The following is a 20,307-nucleotide window of genomic DNA, read 5'->3' on the forward strand; positions in this document are numbered from 1 at the left end:
CGTCCCCCGTTCGCCCCGAAACCTCCCGAGGCGACAACCCCAGGACCGATATTGCCGCATCCGCCACGGATTCCCCCAAAGCTTCCCCTCCCTCCAAGCCTCGCGAAGGTTTTTCCGGACGGACTTCGCCCCTGGGGGGGCGCGTGGGCCAGTTGCACAGGGGCGCGTCGGCCACCTCGACCTTGACGGCCACGGGTTCCACCCTGGACAGCGCTCCCTTGCGTCGGGATGACTACATTCCCCCGGGTGGCGTGGTGCGGGCTAAACCCCAAATGCTAACGGGCCGCAAGGAGCCTGATTCCGAAGGGGGAGAGGATAAAACCAAACAACGCGGCAAAAAAGAACCGCCTAAGCCCACGATTCGCGTCGCCCCTATTAACTTGGCGCCGCTGACCCCCCCCAAACCACAAAAGTCCAACGAGCCCGCGCCGCAAAAGCCGGTGATCCGGTTGCCGGTGGACGTTATCAAATCATCCAAGGCTGGCGGAGCCAAACCGCTCGAAGCGCACATGAAGCGCTCCGAGGCCAAAACCGCCGAACAGCCCAAGGGACGCGCGGTAGCCAAGGCGCTCACCCCTGAGGAAGAAAAGGAAGCCAAAAAGAAGGGCAAAAGCGGCCCCGCCGAGCAACAGGACATGCTGCTGGGGGGACGCGAGGGACGGCTAAAGACCCGCAAAGAAAAAGACGTTCAAAAACCCAAGGCCAAGGTGGAAGATGAGGATGCACCTGTAGGGCGGATTTCCCGTCCGGTCAATCGCAACAAAATCATCCGCCGCGGTTCGGGAAGCACCGCCGCGCCTCGAAAGTCCAAGATTGTGCTGCAAATCCCCTGCTCGGTAAGGGAATTCTCCGAAGCCGCCGGTATCTCCGCGGCCCAAGTTCTGGGTAAATTATTGGGCATGGGAAAAATGGTCACCATCACCGGCTTGCTGGATGATGAGACGGCGGAGTTCCTGGCGCTGGAATTTGGCGTGGAGGTGGAACTGCGCAAACCGGCGGACGCGGAAGAGACCTTATTGTCCGACGCCGATGCCGAGGATGATCCCGCCACCCTGCTGTCCCGCCCGCCGGTCATCACTTTTTTGGGACACGTCGATCACGGCAAAACCAGCTTGCTGGATAAGATTATCGGCATTGACGTGGCCAGCGGCGAAAGCGGGGGGATCACCCAGCATATTCGCGCGTATCAAATCGAACATCATGGCCGCCAGATCTCGTTTGTGGATACGCCGGGGCATGAGGCCTTTACCGAAATGCGGGCCCGCGGGGCCAATGTGACCGACATCGCCGTGCTGGTTGTCGCCGCCGACGACGGCGTCATGCCCCAGACCGAGGAAGCGATCAGCCACGCCCGCGCGGCGGGCGTGCCGATTGTCGTGGCCCTCAATAAAATCGACCTGCCCGGCGTGGACGAACAAAAAATCTTTAGCCAGTTGGCCACGGCGGGACTGCTTCCCACCGAATGGGGGGGCGAAGTTGAAGTCGTCCGCACCAGCGCCCTCACCGGCAAGGGGTTGGATGATCTTTTGGAAACGCTGTTTACCATCGCCGAATTGCACGAACTACGGGCCAATCCCGACCGTCTGGCGGTCGGCACCTGTCTGGAGGCCGAAGTGCATGGCGACCGGGGCGTCATTGCAAAATTTATCGTCCAGCGCGGAACGCTGCGCGTGGGTGACGCCGTGGTGTGCGGTTCCGCCAGCGGCTACATCAAGGCGATGTTTAACACGCTCAAGCCGCGGGAAAAACTGGAAGAAGCCGGCCCGTCGACTCCTGTGAATATCACGGGATTGGACACCGCCCCCAGCGCGGGGCAGCATTTTTATGCGGTCAAGGACATTTCCCAGGCCCGGGAAGTCGCCTCGAAACGGGAGATTCGGCAACGGGATCTGGTCATCGGCGGCAAGGGGACCCAGCACATCACCCTGGAAACCATTTTGGAGCGGATCAGCACCGAACAAGCCAAAAATCTGAATCTGATCCTCCGGGCGGACACCCGCGGTTCGATCGAGGCGATCCTCAAGGAATTTACCAAGCTGGAACATCCCGAAGTAAAAATCAAAGTCTTGCAGGCCAGCGTGGGGGGCATTTCCGAGGCGGACATTCATCTGGCCGACGCCTCCGACGCGATTGTGTTGGGCTTTAATGTCGTTCCCGACGAAAAGGCCCGCGGCCTGGCCGAGCAGCGCGGCGTGCAAATTCGCCGTTACGAAATCATTTACAAATTAACGGAAGACCTCAAGGCCGCCCTCGAGGGCATGCTTAAACCAGAGCAGCGCGAGATGGACCTGGGCCGCGCGCTCGTGCAACGCACGTTTGCCATCAGCCGGGTCGGGACCATTGCCGGTTGTCGCGTCCTGTCGGGGATCATTCCCCGCAACGCGCGGATGCGCGTCATTCGCGACAGCCGCGTTATTGGCGAATATTCGATCGAGACCCTCAAGCGCGAAAAGGACGACGCCAAGGAAGTTCGCGAGGGGCTGGAATGCGGCATTAAGCTTGCCGGGTACAACGATATCAAGGAAGGGGATATTTTAGAGGCATACCGCATCGAGGAAATCGCCCGCACCTTGTAGTCCGCCCGTTCGGTTGTCGGACGCGAAGGCATCATCTCCCCCATAAAAAACATCGCCGGTCCAGCGCTTGCTCCTTCCCCCGCGTTATTACTGGTTTTACCATTTTTTTGAATCCCTATGTCCCGCCGCCTGCTCAAAGCCGCCGAAGCCATCCGTGAGGTCGTCAGCATGGCGATCCTGGCGGAAATGCGCGATCCGCGCGTGATCGGCGTGACGGTCATCGGCGTCGATGTCGCCCCGGACATGCGCTCGGCCAAAGTGATGGTCTCGATCATGGGGAGCGAAAAAAAACAGGCCCGCGCGCTGGCGGCCCTGCAGGGGGGAGCCGGTTTTTTGCAAAGCCGCATTGCCGAAAAGATCGACACGCGCTACACGCCGCGCTTGACGTTTGTGCTGGACAAAGGGGTCAAGCAGTCGTTGGAAGTGCTCAAAATTCTCAAGCAAGTCCTTCCCCCCGAAGGAGAGTCGGCGGCGCAATCGCCCGCTGTACCCGGCGACGCCATGAGCGGGCATGCCACACCGCCAGGACCGAACGTGTCGGAAGACGCCCATGATGTTGATCCCCGGGGCGTGCCGACCTCTGACGATGATGATCCGCTTTCCGGCGAATTCGACATGGCGGATGGTGATTGGGAAGAAAATGATGATGCAGACGATGTTGATCCCGACGAAGACGAAGGCCCCGACGATTCCGTAAGTGGCCGCGCTCCCCCTTCCTAAACCCGCCGCCCGCCGTATGGACCGGGCGCGTCCGCCAGTTGCGAATGTTTTTCCCTCTTCCGCTGTTTTACAACCTGGATTAGCGATTTAGCGAAACGAGACTCTGGCTTATGGCGAATACCAATCGTGCTCCTTTGTTAAACAAACTGACCAAGGCGCTCCGGCATTACAAAGTTTCCCCCCCGCCCAAGGATCGTCCTTTGATGGAGACCTTGTTATACGCGGCTTGTTTAGAGAATTCCCCGCCGGCGGCGGCGGACGCCGCGTTTGAAAATCTCCAGACAAAATTTGTCGAGTGGAACGAGGTGCGCGTCAGCACGATCACGGAATTAGCCGAGGCCATGTCGGGTTGTTTTGAACCAACGGTGGCGGCGGCCAACATGAAGCGCGTGTTGCAGGGTGTGTTTGAGGCGGTGTATTCCTTTGATCTGGAAGCTTTAAAAAAGCAAAATTTGGGGGCGGCGGTCAAGCAATTGGAAAAAATGGCTAACCCCACTCCCTTTATTTTGAATTACGCGGTGCAGCACTCGCTGGGGGGGCATGCCATCCCCTTGGATCGCGGCGCGTGGGAGACGCTGGTCATTACCGGAATCGCCACCCCGCAAGAAGCGGCGACCGGCGCGCTCACGGGACTGGAACGGGCCATCCCCAAAAATAAAGGCCAAGAGTTTGCCTCGCAATTGCACCAACTGGGTGCGGAGTATTTGCACAATCCCCAGGCGCCGGCGGTTCGTAAACTCCTAAGCGGGGTGAACTCCGCCGCGGTCTTTCCCAAGCGGGGAGAATCGGCCCTGAAGCTTCCCGATCCCCCCCCCAAGCCGGAAAAGACCGACAAAAAATCCGACAAGCCCGAGGCCGAAAAGTCCAAATCCAAGACCGACAAAACCCCCAAAGGGAAGGAATCCGTCAAAGCCGAAGCCAAAGCCCCGGCCAAGTCCGACCCCCCCCGTGTCAAAAAAGGGGAAAAGTCCCCCGATAAACCGGCGGATAAGGGCGTGGATAAATCCACCGAGAAAACCACGGACAAATCCGCCGAAAAATCCCCGGAAAAGGCCAAATCCGCGGGAAAATCCGAACCCAAGGGAGATGGCAAAAAATCCGCCAATGGCAAGGCCAAACCAGCCGCCGCCAAAAAATCCCCCACCAAGCAACTGGCCAAACGTAAGCCGCGCTAAGCGGCCCGCCGCGCGTTCGCTTTTTCAGCGCGGCTCGTTCCTCCTTCACGTGGGATCGCCTGGGTGGACGCCGATCCGTCCTGATCCTGATTTATCCTTTGTCCTAGCAGTTTTGGTGGCGCATGGCCGGACATTCCCATTGGGCAAACATCTCCCGCAAAAAAGCGATTATCGATAATAAGCGCGGCAAGCTCTGGAGCAAGCTGGCCAAGGCGATCATCGCCGCCGCCAAATCCGGCGGAGGCGACCCCGGCATGAATCTGCGCCTGCGGTATGCCATCGACGACGCCAAGGCCGTCAGCATGCCCAAGGAAAACATCCAGCGCGCGGTGAAGGTGGGCATTGGCGAACTGGAGGGGGGAAACCTGGAGGAGATCATTTACGAGGGGTACGGTCCCGGCGGCGTGGCGGTGATGTGCGAGATATTGACCGACAACCGCAACCGCACCGCGCCGGAAATTCGCAAAAACTTTGAAATGTGCGACGGCAAAATGGGGGCCACGGGTTGCGTGTCGTACTTGTTTGAGCGCAAGGGGGTGTTTGTGCTGGCGGGGGACGCCGTGGCCGAGGACCGCCTGCTGGAGATCACGCTGGAGGCCGGCGCGGACGATGTCAAAACCGTTGAGGACAAATTTGAAGTCCACTGCGCGCCCGAGGCTTACACCGCCGTGGCGGAAGCGCTCTCCGCGGCCAATATCACCACCGAATCGCACAGCATTTTGCGCCTGCCGACCAACACCGTCGAGGTGGACGACCCCGACACCGCGCGCAAGGTGCTTAAACTGATGGAGCTGTTGGACAATCACGACGATGTGCAAAATGTATCGGCCAACTTTAGCATTCCCGACGAAGCTCTCGCGCAATTAGAACAGTAGCAAAATGCAATCCCTGGGCCTGGCCTGTAGGAGGCAACTCTGTTGCCGAAAAACCTTGTTGGCGAAAAAGCCACAGGAGGGCAAGGAAAAATGTAGGAGGCAACTCCGTTGCCGAAAAACCTTGTTGGCGAAAAAGTTGCCGAAGGGGTGTGGAAAACAACTCTGTCATCACACAAATTCGTGAACGGCGGGGTAGCACCGTTGAAGCTTGCATTTTCAACTAGAGCAGAACATTTCTTGCAGTTTCCATTTCCTTGCAACAGACTTAGACACTTTGAAAAACCTCGTGTGCCACTGTCATTTTGCCAGAGGCACCAAAAGGGTATGCCATCCCCAATAGGTTAGGAATTCTTAGTCAAGACTTTTCAGAATTCCTATCTGTTTCATATCATCAAGCTCTCGTCTCTGCACTGGTGTTCCACCAAGGGCACCCGACTATTTCACAAAATGGCCAAGTTTTTGGTTGTTCGTGGGGGTGCAAGGATATGACTGTCAGCAAGAGTAGGGCAACGCTAGAATAGAATGAATGGTATTCTTCAGTACTACCCAGCCGAAATCGGTGAGCGGCTCCGGCATTGCCAGGCGCCCCCTCGCCAAACTCTACTTCTTGAAGCTGTAGTTCGGATTTTGCGGATCAAAATCGGCGTCGGTCAGTCCGGGGTTCAACTTCAAGTCCACATAAGCATAAACTTCGGTCAGCACCGGCGGCCCGCCGGTCTTTTCCGGCCATTCATAAGCTTCGTACCGGACCGGCACGTTCATTTCGTCGTCCACATAAATCCGCGTGATATGGAAGAGTAAGTTTTTCCGCGGAACCGGGTGGACCACTTGCATCAACGTGCAGGGGCGTTGGTTGATTTCGGAAGGGACGATCGACACGTCGCATTCGCCGAATTGGCGGTCGTTTTCGGCAACTTCCACCAGCCGGCGGGTGAGGTTGTATATCCCGACTTCGGTGATCGCGTAACGATTTCCCTTCATCGCCAGCGCCGAGTTAGGTTTGAGCGACACCATGCCGAGATTGAAGCCGCGTCTTTCGTGGGCCAAGAGATTGCCGTCGTTGGCCCCGTGGACGAAGATGACCTCGCGGCCTTTGGCGTCGTCGGGCTTTTTGAACTTCATATATACGCTAAATGGCTCGTGGCGAACCTTGGTCTCGATCTCCTCGACTTCTTGCAGCTTGCCGTCGATCCGTTCCCGTTTGATCAAGGTGCAGGTGTAGTCCTTGATGTCTTCCTTGATATGTTTCAGGCCTTCATAGGCCCGCTTCAACGCCGGATCCAAGGGGTGTGCATTGGGATCGGCGTTTTGAGCCGGTTGGGAATTTTGTGCCGGTTGCGGGGGAACGGCGTGGGCTAGGACGGTCGAACCGCAGGCGAGGCTGGCGAGTAGGACGCAATAGAGCCAACGTCGCAAGAGCGAGGGACGGGACATGAATCAACTCCTGTTTTTCTTTTTTTGGATGGGTACGGAATTCACTCCGATGAATTCCTCGCAGGTGCCTCAGCTTACTCGTCAACTTTGCCGGCGTAGCCGCAAGAGGAAATAGAGAGACGGCTGAACCTTAATCTAGGTCACTACCTGCTCGCAATTCCTTCTGGTCGTTGCGCGGCACCGATAAGCTGGCGTCAATCGGCGCCGGGTGCGCAATACAACTAACTTAGCACAACTTGTTGATTGACAATATCAATCGCACCATCATTATATAATCTGTTTAACAACATATTAAAATCACTTTTCCCAATCCACTTGCGATAATCGCATATTTTCGCGGATAGAGCCACATGCCAAAATGTAATATAGTCACATGATGTCAAGTGTGCTCCACCCCATGGACTAATCTTGCAAACATTGTTTGATAATATTGTAAGCTCCGGTATCCAATTTACATACTTTTTGAACCAACTTCGATAAAATGCTTCCCCCGCGAGTTCCTCACCCTCAATGAAAATGCTTTCACCGGCATCAATATTTCTCGTAAAATAAAAGCTGTTATATGAATTTCCAGAGACACCTAACGCAAACCAAAAGTGTTTCATATAGTCAAAGACTATAAGTGCGTGTCTATTCGGTTGCACACGTAATTCAGGAAAAGAAGTAAAGGATACTGATTGAATCATGTCCAGCCTAACGTGGGGCTCGTTGATCTTTCCATCAGAAGCATTTGCAATCACTATTTTAAAGTCCTTCGGTAACTCAGCGTATTTAATAATTTCAGCCGTTGAATCCATCTTGCCTTCCCAAACGCTTTTAGCATAAGACTTCCATCGCCTTGTAACTTCACGCTCTGTTCCGATGAGGAATTCAGGATAAACCATGAGGTCAGGACGTGCGAAATCTGCAAAATTAATCATGGCAATATCACGCAATAGTGTAATTATTCCGTCTTTTTTAAAAGGTATTGGAAGTTACTTGTGATATTTGTGAAAATCTCTGAAAGCAAATCTTGCGTAAAGCTACCTCGGGTGCCTCAGCTTACTCGTCAACTTTGCCGGCGTAGCCGCAAGAGGAAATGGAGAGACGGTTGAACCTTAATCTAGGTCACTACCTGCTCACAATTCCCTCTGGTCGCTACGCGACACCGGTAGGCTGCGCCAACCGGTGCTGCCTGCTGTGGACCGCACTGCTGGACAAGCCAGCAGTGGCACACTTTACCGAACACCAAATACCAAGCACCGCTGCGCCGCTAACCGGGAACTCCTCCCTCCCCTACGCCCCGTACTTGCCCATGCGGCCCGCGTTGGAGAGCGCCAGCGTCATCAGGTATTTGGACTCAAAGATGCCCAGGCCTCCCCGCAACGCCTGGCTCTCGCCAAATTTAGTCGTCCCATCGTACCGACAGCAGTCGCTGGCCAGCACCGTTGGCACCGGATGCCACGAATGGCTCTTTAGATAGCTGGGTGTGCTATGGTCGCCAGTGACAATCAGCACAGTCGGATTAAGCGCGGTGATGCCGGGGAGGGCGGCGTCCAGTTCTTCGATCCGCTGCACCTTGGCGGGGAAGTTGCCGTCCTCGCCCGTGCTATCGGTGTACTTAAAGTGGATAAAGAAAAAGTCGTACTGCTCCCAATATTGTTTTAGCGTGTCAATCTGCTCGGCCAGGGTCTGGCATTTGCCCAACAGATTCATCCCCACCAGCCGCGCTAGCCCCTTATACATGGGATAGACGGCGATGGCGGCGGCCTTTAGTCCGTACACTTCTTCATAACTAGGGAGCGCGGGTTTGGGGGAAAAGCCCCGTAACGTCAGGCCGTTGGCTTTTTTCTCATTGGCTAACAGGGCCGTGGCTTGTTTGATAAATTCCGCGGCGACCTGGGCGGTCTTTTCGCTGGCCGCATCCAAGGCCCGCGGAGCGAGCGGCGGCACGCCAGTCTGCTGGGGATCGGTATCGGCGACGGCCCCGCCCAGTTTGTTTGCCCCCTCCCCTGCCCCGCGCAGGACCACGACAAAGCGGTGTTCTTTGACCGGTTCGACAAAGACCTCCACGCCGGGGATTTTTACCTGCCGCATGCGCACGGCCAGGGGGGCGGATTCCTCACTGCTAATGCGTCCAGCGCGGCGATCGCTAATTTTGCCCGCCCCGTCCAACGTACAAAAGTTGCCGCGAATGGCCACATCGTTTGGGCCAAGCTCAAAGCCGATGCCGGTCGCCTCGAGCGCGCCGCGGCCAATGACGTAGTGCAGCGGATCATAACCAAATAGGCCCAGGTGACCGGGTCCGCTGCCCGGGGCAATGCCGGGGAGCACGGGGATCGACCCGCCGCAGACACCGCGGCGGCAAAGCGCGTCCAGGTTGGGCGTGCGGGCGGATTCAAGTTCCGTCAGGCCACCCGGTTCCAGGGGAAGGCCGCCTAGTCCGTCCGCGACCAGCAGGACGATTTTGGAAGAGTTTTTGACGTGCAGTTCGCGGGTCAGGGTATGAATGTCGGTCATGGGGATGGGAGGAAGTGATTATGGGGAAATGCCGGGGGTGAGTGGCAAACAGGATTCGAAGCAAGTTATCAGCAGTATTGGCAACCATCGTAATTTATATCTTTGACGATAAATAGCCAAGACTCCTACTGCTATTAGGAGAACGTTCCCCACCAATAGCCCCCAATTTACATCAAATCGCGTCGCTTTACCAAGGATTGGCCTGGCCTGCGAATCGCTAAAATTCGAACTTCTTGACTAACAATTGTAAAGAGGGCACGAGTGGCAAAACGACTTTTGGTTCTAATAATAACTCTCTCAGCGTATAATTAAATTTGTAGCTTTCAGATGCGATAGGCCTTTGCTTCGAGATTGATTTCTAGCTTTTTTAAGGCGTTAAGGATTTTTAACCGTCACTGTTCCACAGTTTCCGGGGCAAACTGGCGGATATAATCACAAGCCTTGTTCAAATCCCGTATGGCACGCGCGGTAAGCAGTACTGCATATCGTTCCATAAAGTGGCTCAAGCTGACTTGCGGGCTTCTGCCAACAGATCATCCAATGGCCGCATTCGGCTGGCTTCCATATCGGCAATACCCTCGTGAATAGCTTGTATGGTATCCTCGTCCTCTTGCGTGGACTGAGTCGTGCAAAGCGAAAATTCTTCCCATGCTGATAACGCTTGCCGTAACAAATCGTCTTCATTGGGATAGTTGCCCGTGGACATGCATTGCTGTACCAATAGGGCGACGTCAGGTGGAAACTGATAGGGCACGGCGAATTCTTCTGCTAAAAAATCAAAAACGACTTTAATAATATATCACGCGATACTCCAGCATGAACGTGCCCACCCCCCGGGAAAAACCAGCCTAAAGTTGAAATTGATACGTTCCTTCTTATAACCCTACCCCATCCCCTGGCACAAAATCAAGCGCGGGGGATGGCAAAAACACTCGGGCGCACGTTGATTTTGCCAGCTCCCGCGCAAAGTCGGCGTGAATTCTGCTGGACGATCCGCGCGGGGATGGCTAACATAAAATTTACTGAGAATTCTTTGCACCGCGCGCACTTTTTCGATTCCCATCTTGCCAGTTTTCCACCACACACATGACCGCAGATAGCATCAACTTTACCTCCGGCTTGCAGGGCGTGCTGCAGCTCCCCCGCGGCAAGACCGTCGCCTGGCACCCCCAGCAACCCATCCAAAACCTGGGGGATCCGCGGATTTTTGGCACGGTGTTTCAGGACGCGCCTCTTTTTCATCCCGAACTGGTTGAATACATCTGCCGCAAAGCGGCCACCGTTCCGCGCAATAAGCGGGCGGTGGGGGGGAGAAAGGTCCGCGACGCCGAAACCTGGAATCTGCCCGGCATGCAGTTGATTACCTGGCGGGTGTTGCAGTTTTATCGCCAGGCGCTCAATTTATCGGATGCGTATGTGGTGGACCGGTGGGCCAATGTCATGGTGGACCGCGATTATTCCACGCCGCACAGCCATTATGACACGGAATCGGCCGTGTTGTATATTTTAGATCCGGGAGATGAAGACCTGGAAGAGCCGATGGATGGAAACTTTGAAATTATTGATTCGCGAATACCGCTTTGCTGTCCTTATCAGCCGGAGCGGCCCATCCGCGGCATCTCGCCCAAGCTTGTGCCGGGAATGATGATCGTGTTTCCGGCGGAGTATTTGCACCATGTGCGTCCCTACAGCGGTCGCCGCCCCCGCATTACGATGGCCTGGAATGTCAATCCCGGTCCCATGCCGCCGGATTTTCAGTATGATGCCACCAAGCAATTGGAGTTCAAGACCGATGTGATGAAAGGCGTCCCCAAGATGAACTAAGTGTGGCTTATTTGGAATGTAGGGCGGCTAACAGGCGCCCGATCAGGCGCCCGTTCTAAATCAACAAAGCTCAACCCACAACCATTGTGCCTTTTTTCATTACTCTTTTATTTGTCCACCTCGACATGATACTTTTTCAAATGCGCGTACATTCCTTGCGATTATTGCCTGCTTTGCTGCTATCGTGGCTGTGCGGCTTGGTCCCTGCACAGGTTAGCGCCGCCGATGTCAAAATCGAAGAGGGGCTGGTCTATGGGCGGGCGGGGGATGTGGAGCTAAAACTCGATCTGGCCAGTCCGCCCGGGGAGGGGCCTTTTCCGGCGTTGGTGTTTATTCATGGCGGAGGCTGGATGGGGGGGAGCCGCCAGGACTTTCGCGGGGCGATTGTCGATGCGGCCAACCAGGGCTATGTGGCGGTCTCCATCAGTTACCGGCTGATGAAATTTGACGAAACAAAAAAAGAGACCGGCCAGGCGGATCCCATCTTTCCAGCGCAGGTCCACGACGCCAAGGCCGCCGTCCGCTGGGTCCGGGCGAACGCGGCCAAATACCGCATCAATCCGGATAAGATCGGCGCGACCGGGGCCTCCGCCGGCGGGCACTTGTCGCTCATGCTGGGCCTAACCGGTCCCGCGGATAAACTGGAGGGAGAAAGCGGCAGCCCCGACCAGTCAAGCGCGGTCCAAGCCGTGGTGAATATCTTTGGCCCGACGGAAATGGTTAGCGGTTACAAAACCAGTTCGGTCTCGTGGATCTTGCGGCTATTCATGGGGGGGACGCCCGAGGAACAACCCGAACGATACAAGCTGGCAAGTCCGGTGACGTATGTGGACAAGGATGATCCACCGGTCCTGACGCTGCATGGCGACCAGGACGAACTGGTGCCGGTCGCGCAGGCCAAACTTCTGGACGAAAAGCTGACCGCGGCGGGAGGCCGGCACACGCTGGTGATTTTTCCCGGCCAGGGGCATAGCTTTGACGTGCTGCACATCGCCAAAGCCCGCGCCGAGATGTACAAGTTTTTTGACGAGCAGTTAAAGAAGTAGCGGTGAGAGTTATTCGCTGTTCTAATTGGGGGAATGTGAGAAGTGAGCATGCTGACTACGGAATGACTGCTTAGCAGCTTTGGATATTTATTATATTGTCAAGCTGAAGTCGCGCATCGCTGCGGAAACATATTGATTGATAAGCTCTTAACATAGGGTGAACGAAAATAGCATATAATTTTATATATTTTTGACAGATGGCATTTTGCGCACTAGCTTTAATTAATGGGATTATCAGAATTTTTTGATTGAGTCTTATGCGTGCAAAACTCAAATTTGGCTGCCTGCGAAACGCGGTGTCCTTGAATGCTGGCATTCATCCGCTAAGCAACATGCGTCAATGGATGGAGGAATATTGGTATGAGAGGTTGAACTTTGAATTGCCTGACGAAGGCACAAAATCGGAATCGATAGAATGTCCAATCTGTGCGCAACAGGTAACCATTTGCCTGTCAAACGCTAAAAGCAAGTATTTTCTTCTACGGGTGGCGCTATTGATTTGGGCGATTGCCTGCTGGGGAGTGGCCGCACTAATATATATTGGCCCTGGCGCTGATAACACAATCGCGACTTACGTTGCGTATGGAATTGGATTACTTGGGATTATTTGCCTGATCGGTACAATTATGGGAGATCTGCTACCGGCACAATGGCTGAAAGATAGTCTTGTTGCAATAACACACGACGAAGTTCGCAACCACGAACAAGCCCCTGGATACTCCGGAATGCGCGGTCACAAGCTAATTGATATCGAGGTATCCTAGTTGTTAAAGTGTTACTAAACCTGTCTTGGCAACAAATTCCTTAGGGGCAAATTTGCCCTTGCCGAACTGGTTTTTGGTTAGCCGCGACGCGCACCGAAGCGCGGTTGGCTTTTGATCTCTTGTTCCCGGTTAAATGCCAAGGAATATCCCCTAGGGTTGACAGCCCATCGCCAGTGGTTGAGCGTAGCGATTCCACTGGAACAGATCATAAATATTCATGAGGCTCATACAGAGCTGTTCGCTACATTCCAACCCTGGTCCAATTACCGGGTACCACCGGAACTTGTTCCGGTGACGCGCAGCGGCGGGAAGCAAACTGTCATTTATACACTCTCAAGCTTAATTTAGCTCGGCTAGCACTTTGTAAAGGCATCAACTATTGGTTGGGCATTACCGGCTGACACAACCGCGTTGCGGTAGAATTACTGAATTGCGGAGTTCCCTGGGTAGCCGCTGCGCGGCAACCCAGGGCTGAGTTCCATAACCGCGTTGCGGTAAGATTCGCCTATCGCTTTGCTTTCCCAGAGGCAAAGAGGGAACCGCGAATTACCTTATTGTTTGGAAATACAGTGGAATATTGCCCACGGGTTGGAGCGCAACGAACAGCCCAGGGAAATTTGTTATTCCCCCTCCTCAAAAGTTAATCTTATACTTCTCCGTCATCTCCTGGCGGATGCGGGCGGTTTCGGCATGGATACGGTCGGACAGTTGCACGGCGTTGAGGGCCGCCGTGCCCCGTTCCTCCGCCCGAATGGACCGCCGTTCGCCATCCACGTTGCGATACCCATAATAACCATCGTAGGTGTCGTACACGCTGGCGGTCCGAATTCCCTCGTTGATGTTGCCGGTTTTTACGCCGGTGGCGATCGCCCTTAGGTCTTCGGCCACGCCCGCGCTAAAGGCTTGCATAGCGGGATCGACGTTGCTCAGCGGCAGGCGGTCAATCCGTTTGGCGTATTGTTGGATCCAGACAGCCAATTGACCCATCGTGACGGTGTCCTGTTTTTGGTCGAGCAGGTTTTTTAGCAGTTGATCGACCGCCTTAAAGTGATTAAGCGTTGCCTGGGGCATGGTCAATTCTGTGTTATCGGCGGATTCCAGATCAATCGCGGGCATCTCGAATAAACTCCCCAACCGCAGGATGCCCCCCGTCGAAAATTTGCCGTGCAAGGAAAGGCTTTGCTCCTTTTTGGTCACTTGCCAATCTGATAAGTCCTCTAGTTCGGCGCCGATCCGCTTTAATGCCGCGCTGACCAACGGCTGCGCGACGGGGGCCAGGAGCGCGGGATCAGCGGAAAAATCCAACTGCAAGCGGCCCCAAGCGGCGTCATTCACCACCACCTCAAACTTGATCCCCCGCAAGCCCGCCAACAATTCCGCCAACTCGGTCGGATTGCCGGCGGCTTGTTTGGTAAATTCCTGGTTGGCCAGCCAAGTTGCCGCCTGCGATTGCAGGATCGCGTCCTCCAGGTCAATTGCCAGAACAATTTGGGCGTCGGTGGATTTCATCGACTCGCTGGCGGCTAACAGATATGGGGCGATGCGGCCGGAAGGCTGCTTGATCCAGCGGGACAAAAACTGTCGATTGGGCGGAAACAAGATCCCCAGCGTGTCCTGGCCTAGGGACAGGGCATACGCGCCGCGGGGGGACCAGACGACTTTGGTATTGGCCACGTTGTCCACAAAGCCTCGCTCGCGCCGGGCAATATCGGCCAGGGCGGGGAATTTTTCAGCTTTGAGCAGCATGATTTCCCATGCCGCCGCGCGGGATTGCAGATCAATACTAGCCGCGCGCAGGATTTGAGTGGCCTGCGGAGGTATCGACAGCGGACGCGCGGCGTAGTCCGCGTCCCGCTTTTGCCGCCACTCTTGTTTTTGTGCCAAGGGGCTGGCAAAAAGTTTGCTGGCGTCAATTAGCATGACCGCATTGGCTTCGCCCGGAACTCTTTTAAGCAGATCAAGGTATTGCGCGTTCGCCGCCAATACAGGGAACAGCCAACACCAGGCGACTAGCCAATTTCGCAAAACAAAGCTCCGCAACGCGCGTGGTTTCAACATTTTTAGACTCTGGGCCGCAAGAGATAAGAGATCCGGCGAACGCCGACGCTCACATAACCATACCCAAAGCGCGGTCGGTAATTCAAGACATTTGTGGTTTTTGGAGGTTGGGTTACGGAAGATGATTGGAAAATGGGGGCGGTATTTGCGGCCACAGCAAATGGCGATTTGCCGGATTGTGTTTCCAGGATAATCGCTACGCTTTAATGCTGGGCTAAGGTTCGCAACCGCCTTGTGAGAGTAAAGCAATTATATTAAATCCCGACAACCACCAGCCAAATACCATATTCTAAAAACCAAAGACCTGATCGGCGAGTAAAACTCGCCGTTACGGGGATATCGGCGACAGAGTCGCCTCCTACATTTTTTTGCACCACACCGAGGCCCCTCCCCCGCACCCCTGCTCCCCAGCACCCCCTCTCTCACTTTACGCCGCGTAACGCACTTCGCCCGTGGGGCAGCGCAGTTGAAACAGTCCAAAGATTTCCCCCGCCGAGAGTCCCAGCGCGCGGTGCGTTTCTGCCCCGCTCAGGATCGTGTCAAACAGTTCGCGCTTTTCCTCGAGCACCTGGTTGATCCGTTCTTCCACGGTTCCCAGGGTCAAAAAGCGGGTCACGGTCACTGGCCCCGCCGCCCCGATCCGGTGTGCGCGATTGATGGCCTGGTCCTCGATGGCGGGATTCCACCAGCGGTCAAAGAGGAACACATATTCGCAAAACTGCAAATTCAGGCCCACGCTGCCAGCTCCGTAACTCATGAGCAACAGATGCTTGTCCGGGTCGTTGCGAAAATTTTCAATCACCTGTTCTCGCTGTTTGTGCGGGATTTGGCCGTGGTATTCCAGCAGGCCAAAGCGGTTCAAATGTCCCCGAAGTTTGGCCAGGGTTTCCACCCATTGGCTAAAGAGAATGGCTTTTTTGCCGCTGGCGGCAATTTCCTCGAGGTCGGCCTCCAGTCGTTCCAGTTTGCTGCTTTGGCCGGTGACGGGGTCGAAGTTACAGATTTGTTTCAATCGCAGCACCAGTTCAAACACATGCTGGATCGTGGCTGGTTCGTGCATGTTATTCAGTCGCAGCACCCCTTCCTCTTCGGCCAGACGATACGTCTCGGCCTGCGCCGCGCTCAGTTCCACATCGGCGTCGCGAAACAGCTTGGGGGGGAGCTCGGTCAACACCTGCGCTTTGGTCCGCCGCAAGATATATTCCCCCGCCGCCTTGCCCAAAGTCTTGGGTTTCATTCCCTTGTGCAGTTGGCCCGGGGCGACAAAGTCAAAAATCCCCAGCAAATCGTCGGGACTGTTTTCGACCGGGGTGCCCGTGAGGGCCCAACTGCGACGGCGATGCAGGGCCTTGACCACTTGGGCGGTGGCTCCGCCGCGGTTTTTGATTCGCTGGGATTCATCCAGCATGACCAGGTCGTATTGTTGTTCCGGGGCGGTGGCCAGGTCTTTATCCCGTTGAAGAGCTTCGTAATTGGCGATTTTGATCGGGGCATCCACCTGCGACCATTGCCATTCGCGTTTGGCTTGGTCCCCCTCGATCACCGCCACGGGTAATTCCGGCGCCCAAAGCTGAAATTCCCGCACCCAGTTGCTGACAAGCGGTTTGGGGCAGACCAACAGCACGCGGCGTAGTTCTCCCGCATGAATGAGCAGTCGCACGCTGGTGATGGCCTGCATGGTTTTGCCCAGGCCCATTTCATCGGCCAGGACCGCGGCCACGCGCGGATACAAAAACGCCACGCCTTGAAATTGATAGGGAAAGGGGTGGTGGGGAAAGTGCAAGTCCCCCTCGGTGATCAGAGTTTCCAGCGAGGGCTGCAATAAATAAAACAGCCGATCCTCTAGCTTGACCAAATCCGTCGGTGGGCGCAGTCGGGTGTATTGGCCCGATGGGGGCAAATGTCTTGGCGGTTGAGAAACGCCCAAGCTGTCCTGGGCCGGGATTTCAAGATGGGACGGGGTGATCGGGGAAGTAGTCAACGTGGCGTGATCCGGAACATTTTCATCTTGCAATGCCGTATCCGGCAGCTCCGGCAGTTCCACGGTATTTTCGCACGCTTCCCCTGGTTGACAATTAATGTTGAGCGCTGGGTGCTTTAAAGATACGTCGTCGGGGGAATCACTCTCCTGGCTAAACCGCACGGGAATTTCTTTATCGCCAAAAGCGGGTGGTGAGTTATGGAGATTTGTAAACGACTTTGCGCGTGAAAGCAGTCGAGGTTCGACGGGCTGAAACCGGAATGACTTTACCGCCAGCGGAGCGGATCGCATACTTAATGAAAACACCGCCGCGATTTTGAATAGCTGTTCCCACGTCGTGCTTGTGACGCTTCCCGCGGGGAATTGCCATGCGGACGTTTCAGGGTGGACCTTGTCGCATGAATGGTTGGCCGGTTCCAGCAGCGACAGCGTCTGAATCGCAAGGGAGTTATCTGGCATGGCAAAAATTCGCGGGTCAGGGTTTTCCCGCATTTTGCGGTATGCAATGCGAGCTTAAGCCGCTTTGGCGGATAGTTTTTGCGCTTCTTCGATGGCTCCGCGAATTCGCCCAAAGGGTTCTTGCAGGTCCAAGGCCAGCTCAAACTCTTTGGCCACAGCTTGCAAGGTATTTTGATCTTCGTACCGGTCGGGCCAGACCGCCAGGCTTTGACCCGCACACGAAAAATTCAATAACTCGGCAATCTGAGGCTGGAGGAGCTTGTCTGCGGTTGGTGTTGCGGCTATCCGCAGGCCCGGGTTATTTTCTGGGATGGCCCAGGCCACGGGTTGAGTGGCATACTCGCGGACCGCTAGCATGGCCCGCAAATCGGTAAAAATCGCTAGCGGAATCTGGCTGGCCTTGGCTAACAGGGATTGGCCAATATGTTCGCCATACAGGTAAGGCTCAAGGGTCGGGCCATACAAGATTTGTTGGGCACGATTGGGCTTGACGGGCGCGGTGCAGTGAAACTCCAGCGGGCGACCATTGGTGTTGAGCAGCAGGTAACCTCCAAACAGCCCAAATTGCTCATGCTCCACAACCGTCAGGAAACCCCAACAGGGCGAAGTTTTTTGCTCACGTTGGGCCATAAACTTTTCCGGGTTATACTAACTTCACAGATGCGGCTTGGCGGGATAAGAAACCTCAAAGCGGTGGACGCCATAGGCTCACCCTATGCATCGGGGACAAGAGGGGGCGGACTTTAGCGGGATGTTCACTGGCAAAAGCGACAATATGGATCGATTAGTAAATTTAGGTATAGCAAGCGAGTGCTGGCAGAGGGATGCAAGCTAGCGGGAAAGGTTCCCTCTTAGCAACAATTTTTCCAACGGTTAATGCGGCTTATCATGGGTGAATTGCGCGTTGTTGAACCGGTCTTGCCGCTGGTGTGTGCTTTTAGCAGCGATCCCAACGCATTGGCCTATGCGAAGGAACGGTCGTGCGAATACTGGGGACCGATCGCCCTGGCCAGTCCGGAATTTGAATTTACGGAAACGACCTATTACGCGGCCAGCATGGGTGAGAGAATTCGCAAGTGCTTTTGGGTGTTCGAAAAGTTGGCCGATCCAGGGCAACTGGCCGATTGGAAGCTGTTGACCAATGGCTGGGAAAATTCACTCGCCACATCGCAGCACTGGATAAGCTGTAATAATTCTTTTTCACGGCCGATCAACATTGACCCTGGTTACATCACCCCGGCCAAGTTGGTGCTGGCCTCCACCAAGGATCACGCTCATCGGATCTATTTGTCACAAGGGATCTATGCCGAGATCACGCTGATGTATCGGCACGGGGGATGGCAGCATCATGAATGGACATTTCCCGACTACCGCCGGGGGGATTATCAAGAATTCTTTGCCGCGGCCCGGCGACATTTGAAGGAGCTATTGGCGGGGCGGGAACGCCAATAATTTGGCTTAAATTCGAGTGGGGCGGGATTCGCGACAGTGGCGGACAAATATGGTAAAATGGCGGAAATTGGCGTGTGATTTGCTTTTTACTGTGGGATATTTTCGATGGTCATCATTCGCTCGGCGATTTTTTTGGCGGTTATTTATGCGTGTGGCGCGGTCATTGGCTGGCAGCTAGCGCGGCAGGATTCCAGCCAACAGGGTAATTTTGCGCAGCAGTTAGGAGTGGCGGAGCTCCCCTCTGACCCAGTCGCATCCACCGAGGCCCGTGGGGATCAGGCCACTCCCCCCTCCCCTGCCCCGGAGAATGATTTTCCCCGCTGGGAAGTAACAGAAGGAGTCGAGCATCATTTTGGCACGATGACCATTTCCGGCGAGGGGGCGCACCAGTTTAAGATTCGCAATGTGGGGCAGCGGCCCTTAACGCTTAAGCTGCTGAATACTTCGTGCAAATGCACGCTGGCACAGATTTCAAATGCGGAAATTCCGGTGGGAGAATCAACCCCGGTGGAGTTAAAATGGACCGCGGAGGGGCGGCCCGGGCCATTTACGCAGACAGCCGTCATCGAAACTAACGACCCGGTCCGGCCACTTTTGCGATTAACGATTAAGGGGCGTCTGGCCCCTTCCAGTCTGATCGATCCGACGGAACTGCTATTTACCGAAATTTCCAGCGGCACTCCGGCCACCGCGGAATTCTCGCTCAGGCATTTTATCTTGCGGGAACTTCCTCAACCGAACTGGAAATGGCAGGATGCCAGCACGGCGGAGTATTTTCAGGTTGAATTTCGCCCGTTGACCCCCGAGGAATTGGCTGAAAATGGGGTTGCGGCCTTGACCGGTTGGCGGGGCATCGTAACGGTGCGTCCGGGGTTGCCCCTGGGGAATTTTCGCCAAGCCTTGCTGCTGAATTGGCCAGGCGGGGAAATAGCGGAAACGTTGATTCCCGTGCAGGGAACGATCACCGGGGCGGTCAGTCTGGTGGGGGGGCCAAACTGGAACAGCGATCTGCAGATTTACGAATTTCCAGAAATTGTGACACGGGAAGCCCGCTCCCAAGGTTTGTATCTCTTATTAAAAGGTGACCAGCGGCAGGTCTTGCAACCACGACTGATAAAGGCCCAACCGTCATTCCTAAGAGTGGAATTTGGCGATCCCGAGTTCCTAACCGCCACGGAACAGACCAAAGTTCCCGTAACAGTGGTCGTCCCCGCGGATAGCCCGGCTGGCTCTCATACGGGCGAAGGGAAGAGCCGCGCGGGACGGGTGATGATCGAGACCGGCATCCCCAATTATCCCCAAGTTCGCATCTTCGCCAAATTTGTAAAGGAATAATTCGCCTGCTAGCACGCATCCCGCGCTGAATTGGCGGGGGAGAGTTGAGTCTTGCTTGATTGTGTGGCTTTTGTGTAGCATCTTGCTCGTTTTGCGGCATTGCCGTTGG

At 55.3% G+C, this 20,307-nt stretch carries 16 protein-coding genes; 9 read left to right on the forward strand and 7 right to left on the reverse strand.

The genetic code is table 11. The features are described from left to right. The 4 genes from infB to SFX18_17080 all read left to right on the forward strand — a co-directional run. On the forward strand, positions 1–2,576 hold a 2,576-nt coding region (gene infB, locus SFX18_17065; protein MDX1964863.1), incomplete at its 5' end, for a translation initiation factor IF-2. A gap of 117 nt (positions 2,577–2,693) precedes the next feature. Next, the gene (gene rbfA / locus SFX18_17070; protein ID MDX1964864.1) at positions 2,694–3,296 is read left to right on the forward strand and encodes a 30S ribosome-binding factor RbfA; all 603 of its coding nucleotides are present in this window, start codon (positions 2,694–2,696) and stop codon (positions 3,294–3,296) included. Between the two features lie 110 nt (positions 3,297–3,406). Further along, a complete protein-coding gene (locus SFX18_17075) occupies positions 3,407–4,471 on the forward strand; it encodes a hypothetical protein (protein MDX1964865.1) in 1,065 nt (354 codons plus the stop codon). A gap of 122 nt (positions 4,472–4,593) precedes the next feature. Then, positions 4,594–5,346 (forward strand): YebC/PmpR family DNA-binding transcriptional regulator, encoded by a 753-nt coding sequence (locus tag SFX18_17080; protein ID MDX1964866.1) that lies wholly within the window; start codon positions 4,594–4,596, stop codon positions 5,344–5,346. A 600-nt stretch (positions 5,347–5,946) separates the two neighbouring features. Here the strand turns inward: SFX18_17080 and SFX18_17085 are convergent. The 4 genes from SFX18_17085 to SFX18_17100 all read right to left on the reverse strand — a co-directional run bounded on the left by SFX18_17085 (position 5,947) and on the right by SFX18_17100 (position 9,985). Beyond that, entirely contained in the window at positions 5,947–6,780 is an 834-nt protein-coding gene (locus tag SFX18_17085; GenBank protein MDX1964867.1) for a DUF1571 domain-containing protein, read from the reverse strand. Between the two features lie 221 nt (positions 6,781–7,001). Continuing rightward, positions 7,002–7,700, reverse strand: coding sequence for a hypothetical protein (locus tag SFX18_17090; protein MDX1964868.1), 699 nt, complete (start codon positions 7,698–7,700; stop codon positions 7,002–7,004). A gap of 355 nt (positions 7,701–8,055) precedes the next feature. Next, positions 8,056–9,279 carry a 2,3-bisphosphoglycerate-independent phosphoglycerate mutase gene (locus tag SFX18_17095; GenBank protein MDX1964869.1) on the reverse strand — a complete coding sequence of 408 codons (1,224 nt, stop codon included), beginning with the start codon at positions 9,277–9,279 and terminating at the stop codon, positions 8,056–8,058. A gap of 502 nt (positions 9,280–9,781) precedes the next feature. After that, positions 9,782–9,985 (reverse strand): hypothetical protein, encoded by a 204-nt coding sequence (locus SFX18_17100; protein MDX1964870.1) that lies wholly within the window; start codon positions 9,983–9,985, stop codon positions 9,782–9,784. 380 nt (positions 9,986–10,365) lie between these two features. Here SFX18_17100 and SFX18_17105 point away from each other — a divergent pair, with 380 nt between their 5' ends. From SFX18_17105 to SFX18_17115, 3 genes are all read left to right on the forward strand, one after another. Next, entirely contained in the window at positions 10,366–11,103 is a 738-nt protein-coding gene (locus tag SFX18_17105; protein MDX1964871.1) for a putative 2OG-Fe(II) oxygenase, read from the forward strand. 125 nt (positions 11,104–11,228) lie between these two features. After that, a complete protein-coding gene (locus tag SFX18_17110; GenBank protein MDX1964872.1) occupies positions 11,229–12,149 on the forward strand; it encodes an alpha/beta hydrolase in 921 nt (306 codons plus the stop codon). A 257-nt stretch (positions 12,150–12,406) separates the two neighbouring features. Continuing rightward, positions 12,407–12,913, forward strand: a complete 507-nt coding sequence (locus tag SFX18_17115; GenBank protein MDX1964873.1) for a hypothetical protein — start codon at positions 12,407–12,409, stop codon at positions 12,911–12,913. A 633-nt stretch (positions 12,914–13,546) separates the two neighbouring features. Here SFX18_17115 and SFX18_17120 read toward each other — a convergent pair. From SFX18_17120 to SFX18_17130, 3 genes are all read right to left on the reverse strand, one after another. Beyond that, positions 13,547–14,971: a hypothetical protein gene (locus SFX18_17120; protein ID MDX1964874.1), complete on the reverse strand. Its 1,425-nt coding sequence runs from the start codon at positions 14,969–14,971 to the stop codon at positions 13,547–13,549. A gap of 427 nt (positions 14,972–15,398) precedes the next feature. Continuing rightward, complete coding sequence (locus SFX18_17125; GenBank protein ID MDX1964875.1) at positions 15,399–17,411, reverse strand: DEAD/DEAH box helicase; 2,013 nt, start codon at positions 17,409–17,411, stop codon at positions 15,399–15,401. Between the two features lie 54 nt (positions 17,412–17,465). After that, positions 17,466–18,041, reverse strand: a complete 576-nt coding sequence (locus SFX18_17130; GenBank protein MDX1964876.1) for a hypothetical protein — start codon at positions 18,039–18,041, stop codon at positions 17,466–17,468. A gap of 258 nt (positions 18,042–18,299) precedes the next feature. Here SFX18_17130 and SFX18_17135 point away from each other — a divergent pair, with 258 nt between their 5' ends. Together SFX18_17135 and SFX18_17140 are read left to right on the forward strand one after the other, a co-directional pair. After that, positions 18,300–18,863, forward strand: coding sequence for a DUF4416 family protein (locus SFX18_17135; protein ID MDX1964877.1), 564 nt, complete (start codon positions 18,300–18,302; stop codon positions 18,861–18,863). Between the two features lie 105 nt (positions 18,864–18,968). After that, positions 18,969–20,198 carry a DUF1573 domain-containing protein gene (locus tag SFX18_17140; GenBank protein ID MDX1964878.1) on the forward strand — a complete coding sequence of 410 codons (1,230 nt, stop codon included), beginning with the start codon at positions 18,969–18,971 and terminating at the stop codon, positions 20,196–20,198. Positions 20,199–20,307: the final 109 nt, after the last annotated feature.

This window comes from Pirellulales bacterium, from assembly GCA_033762255.1.
Lineage (GTDB): Bacteria > Planctomycetota > Planctomycetia > Pirellulales > JALHPA01 > JANRLT01.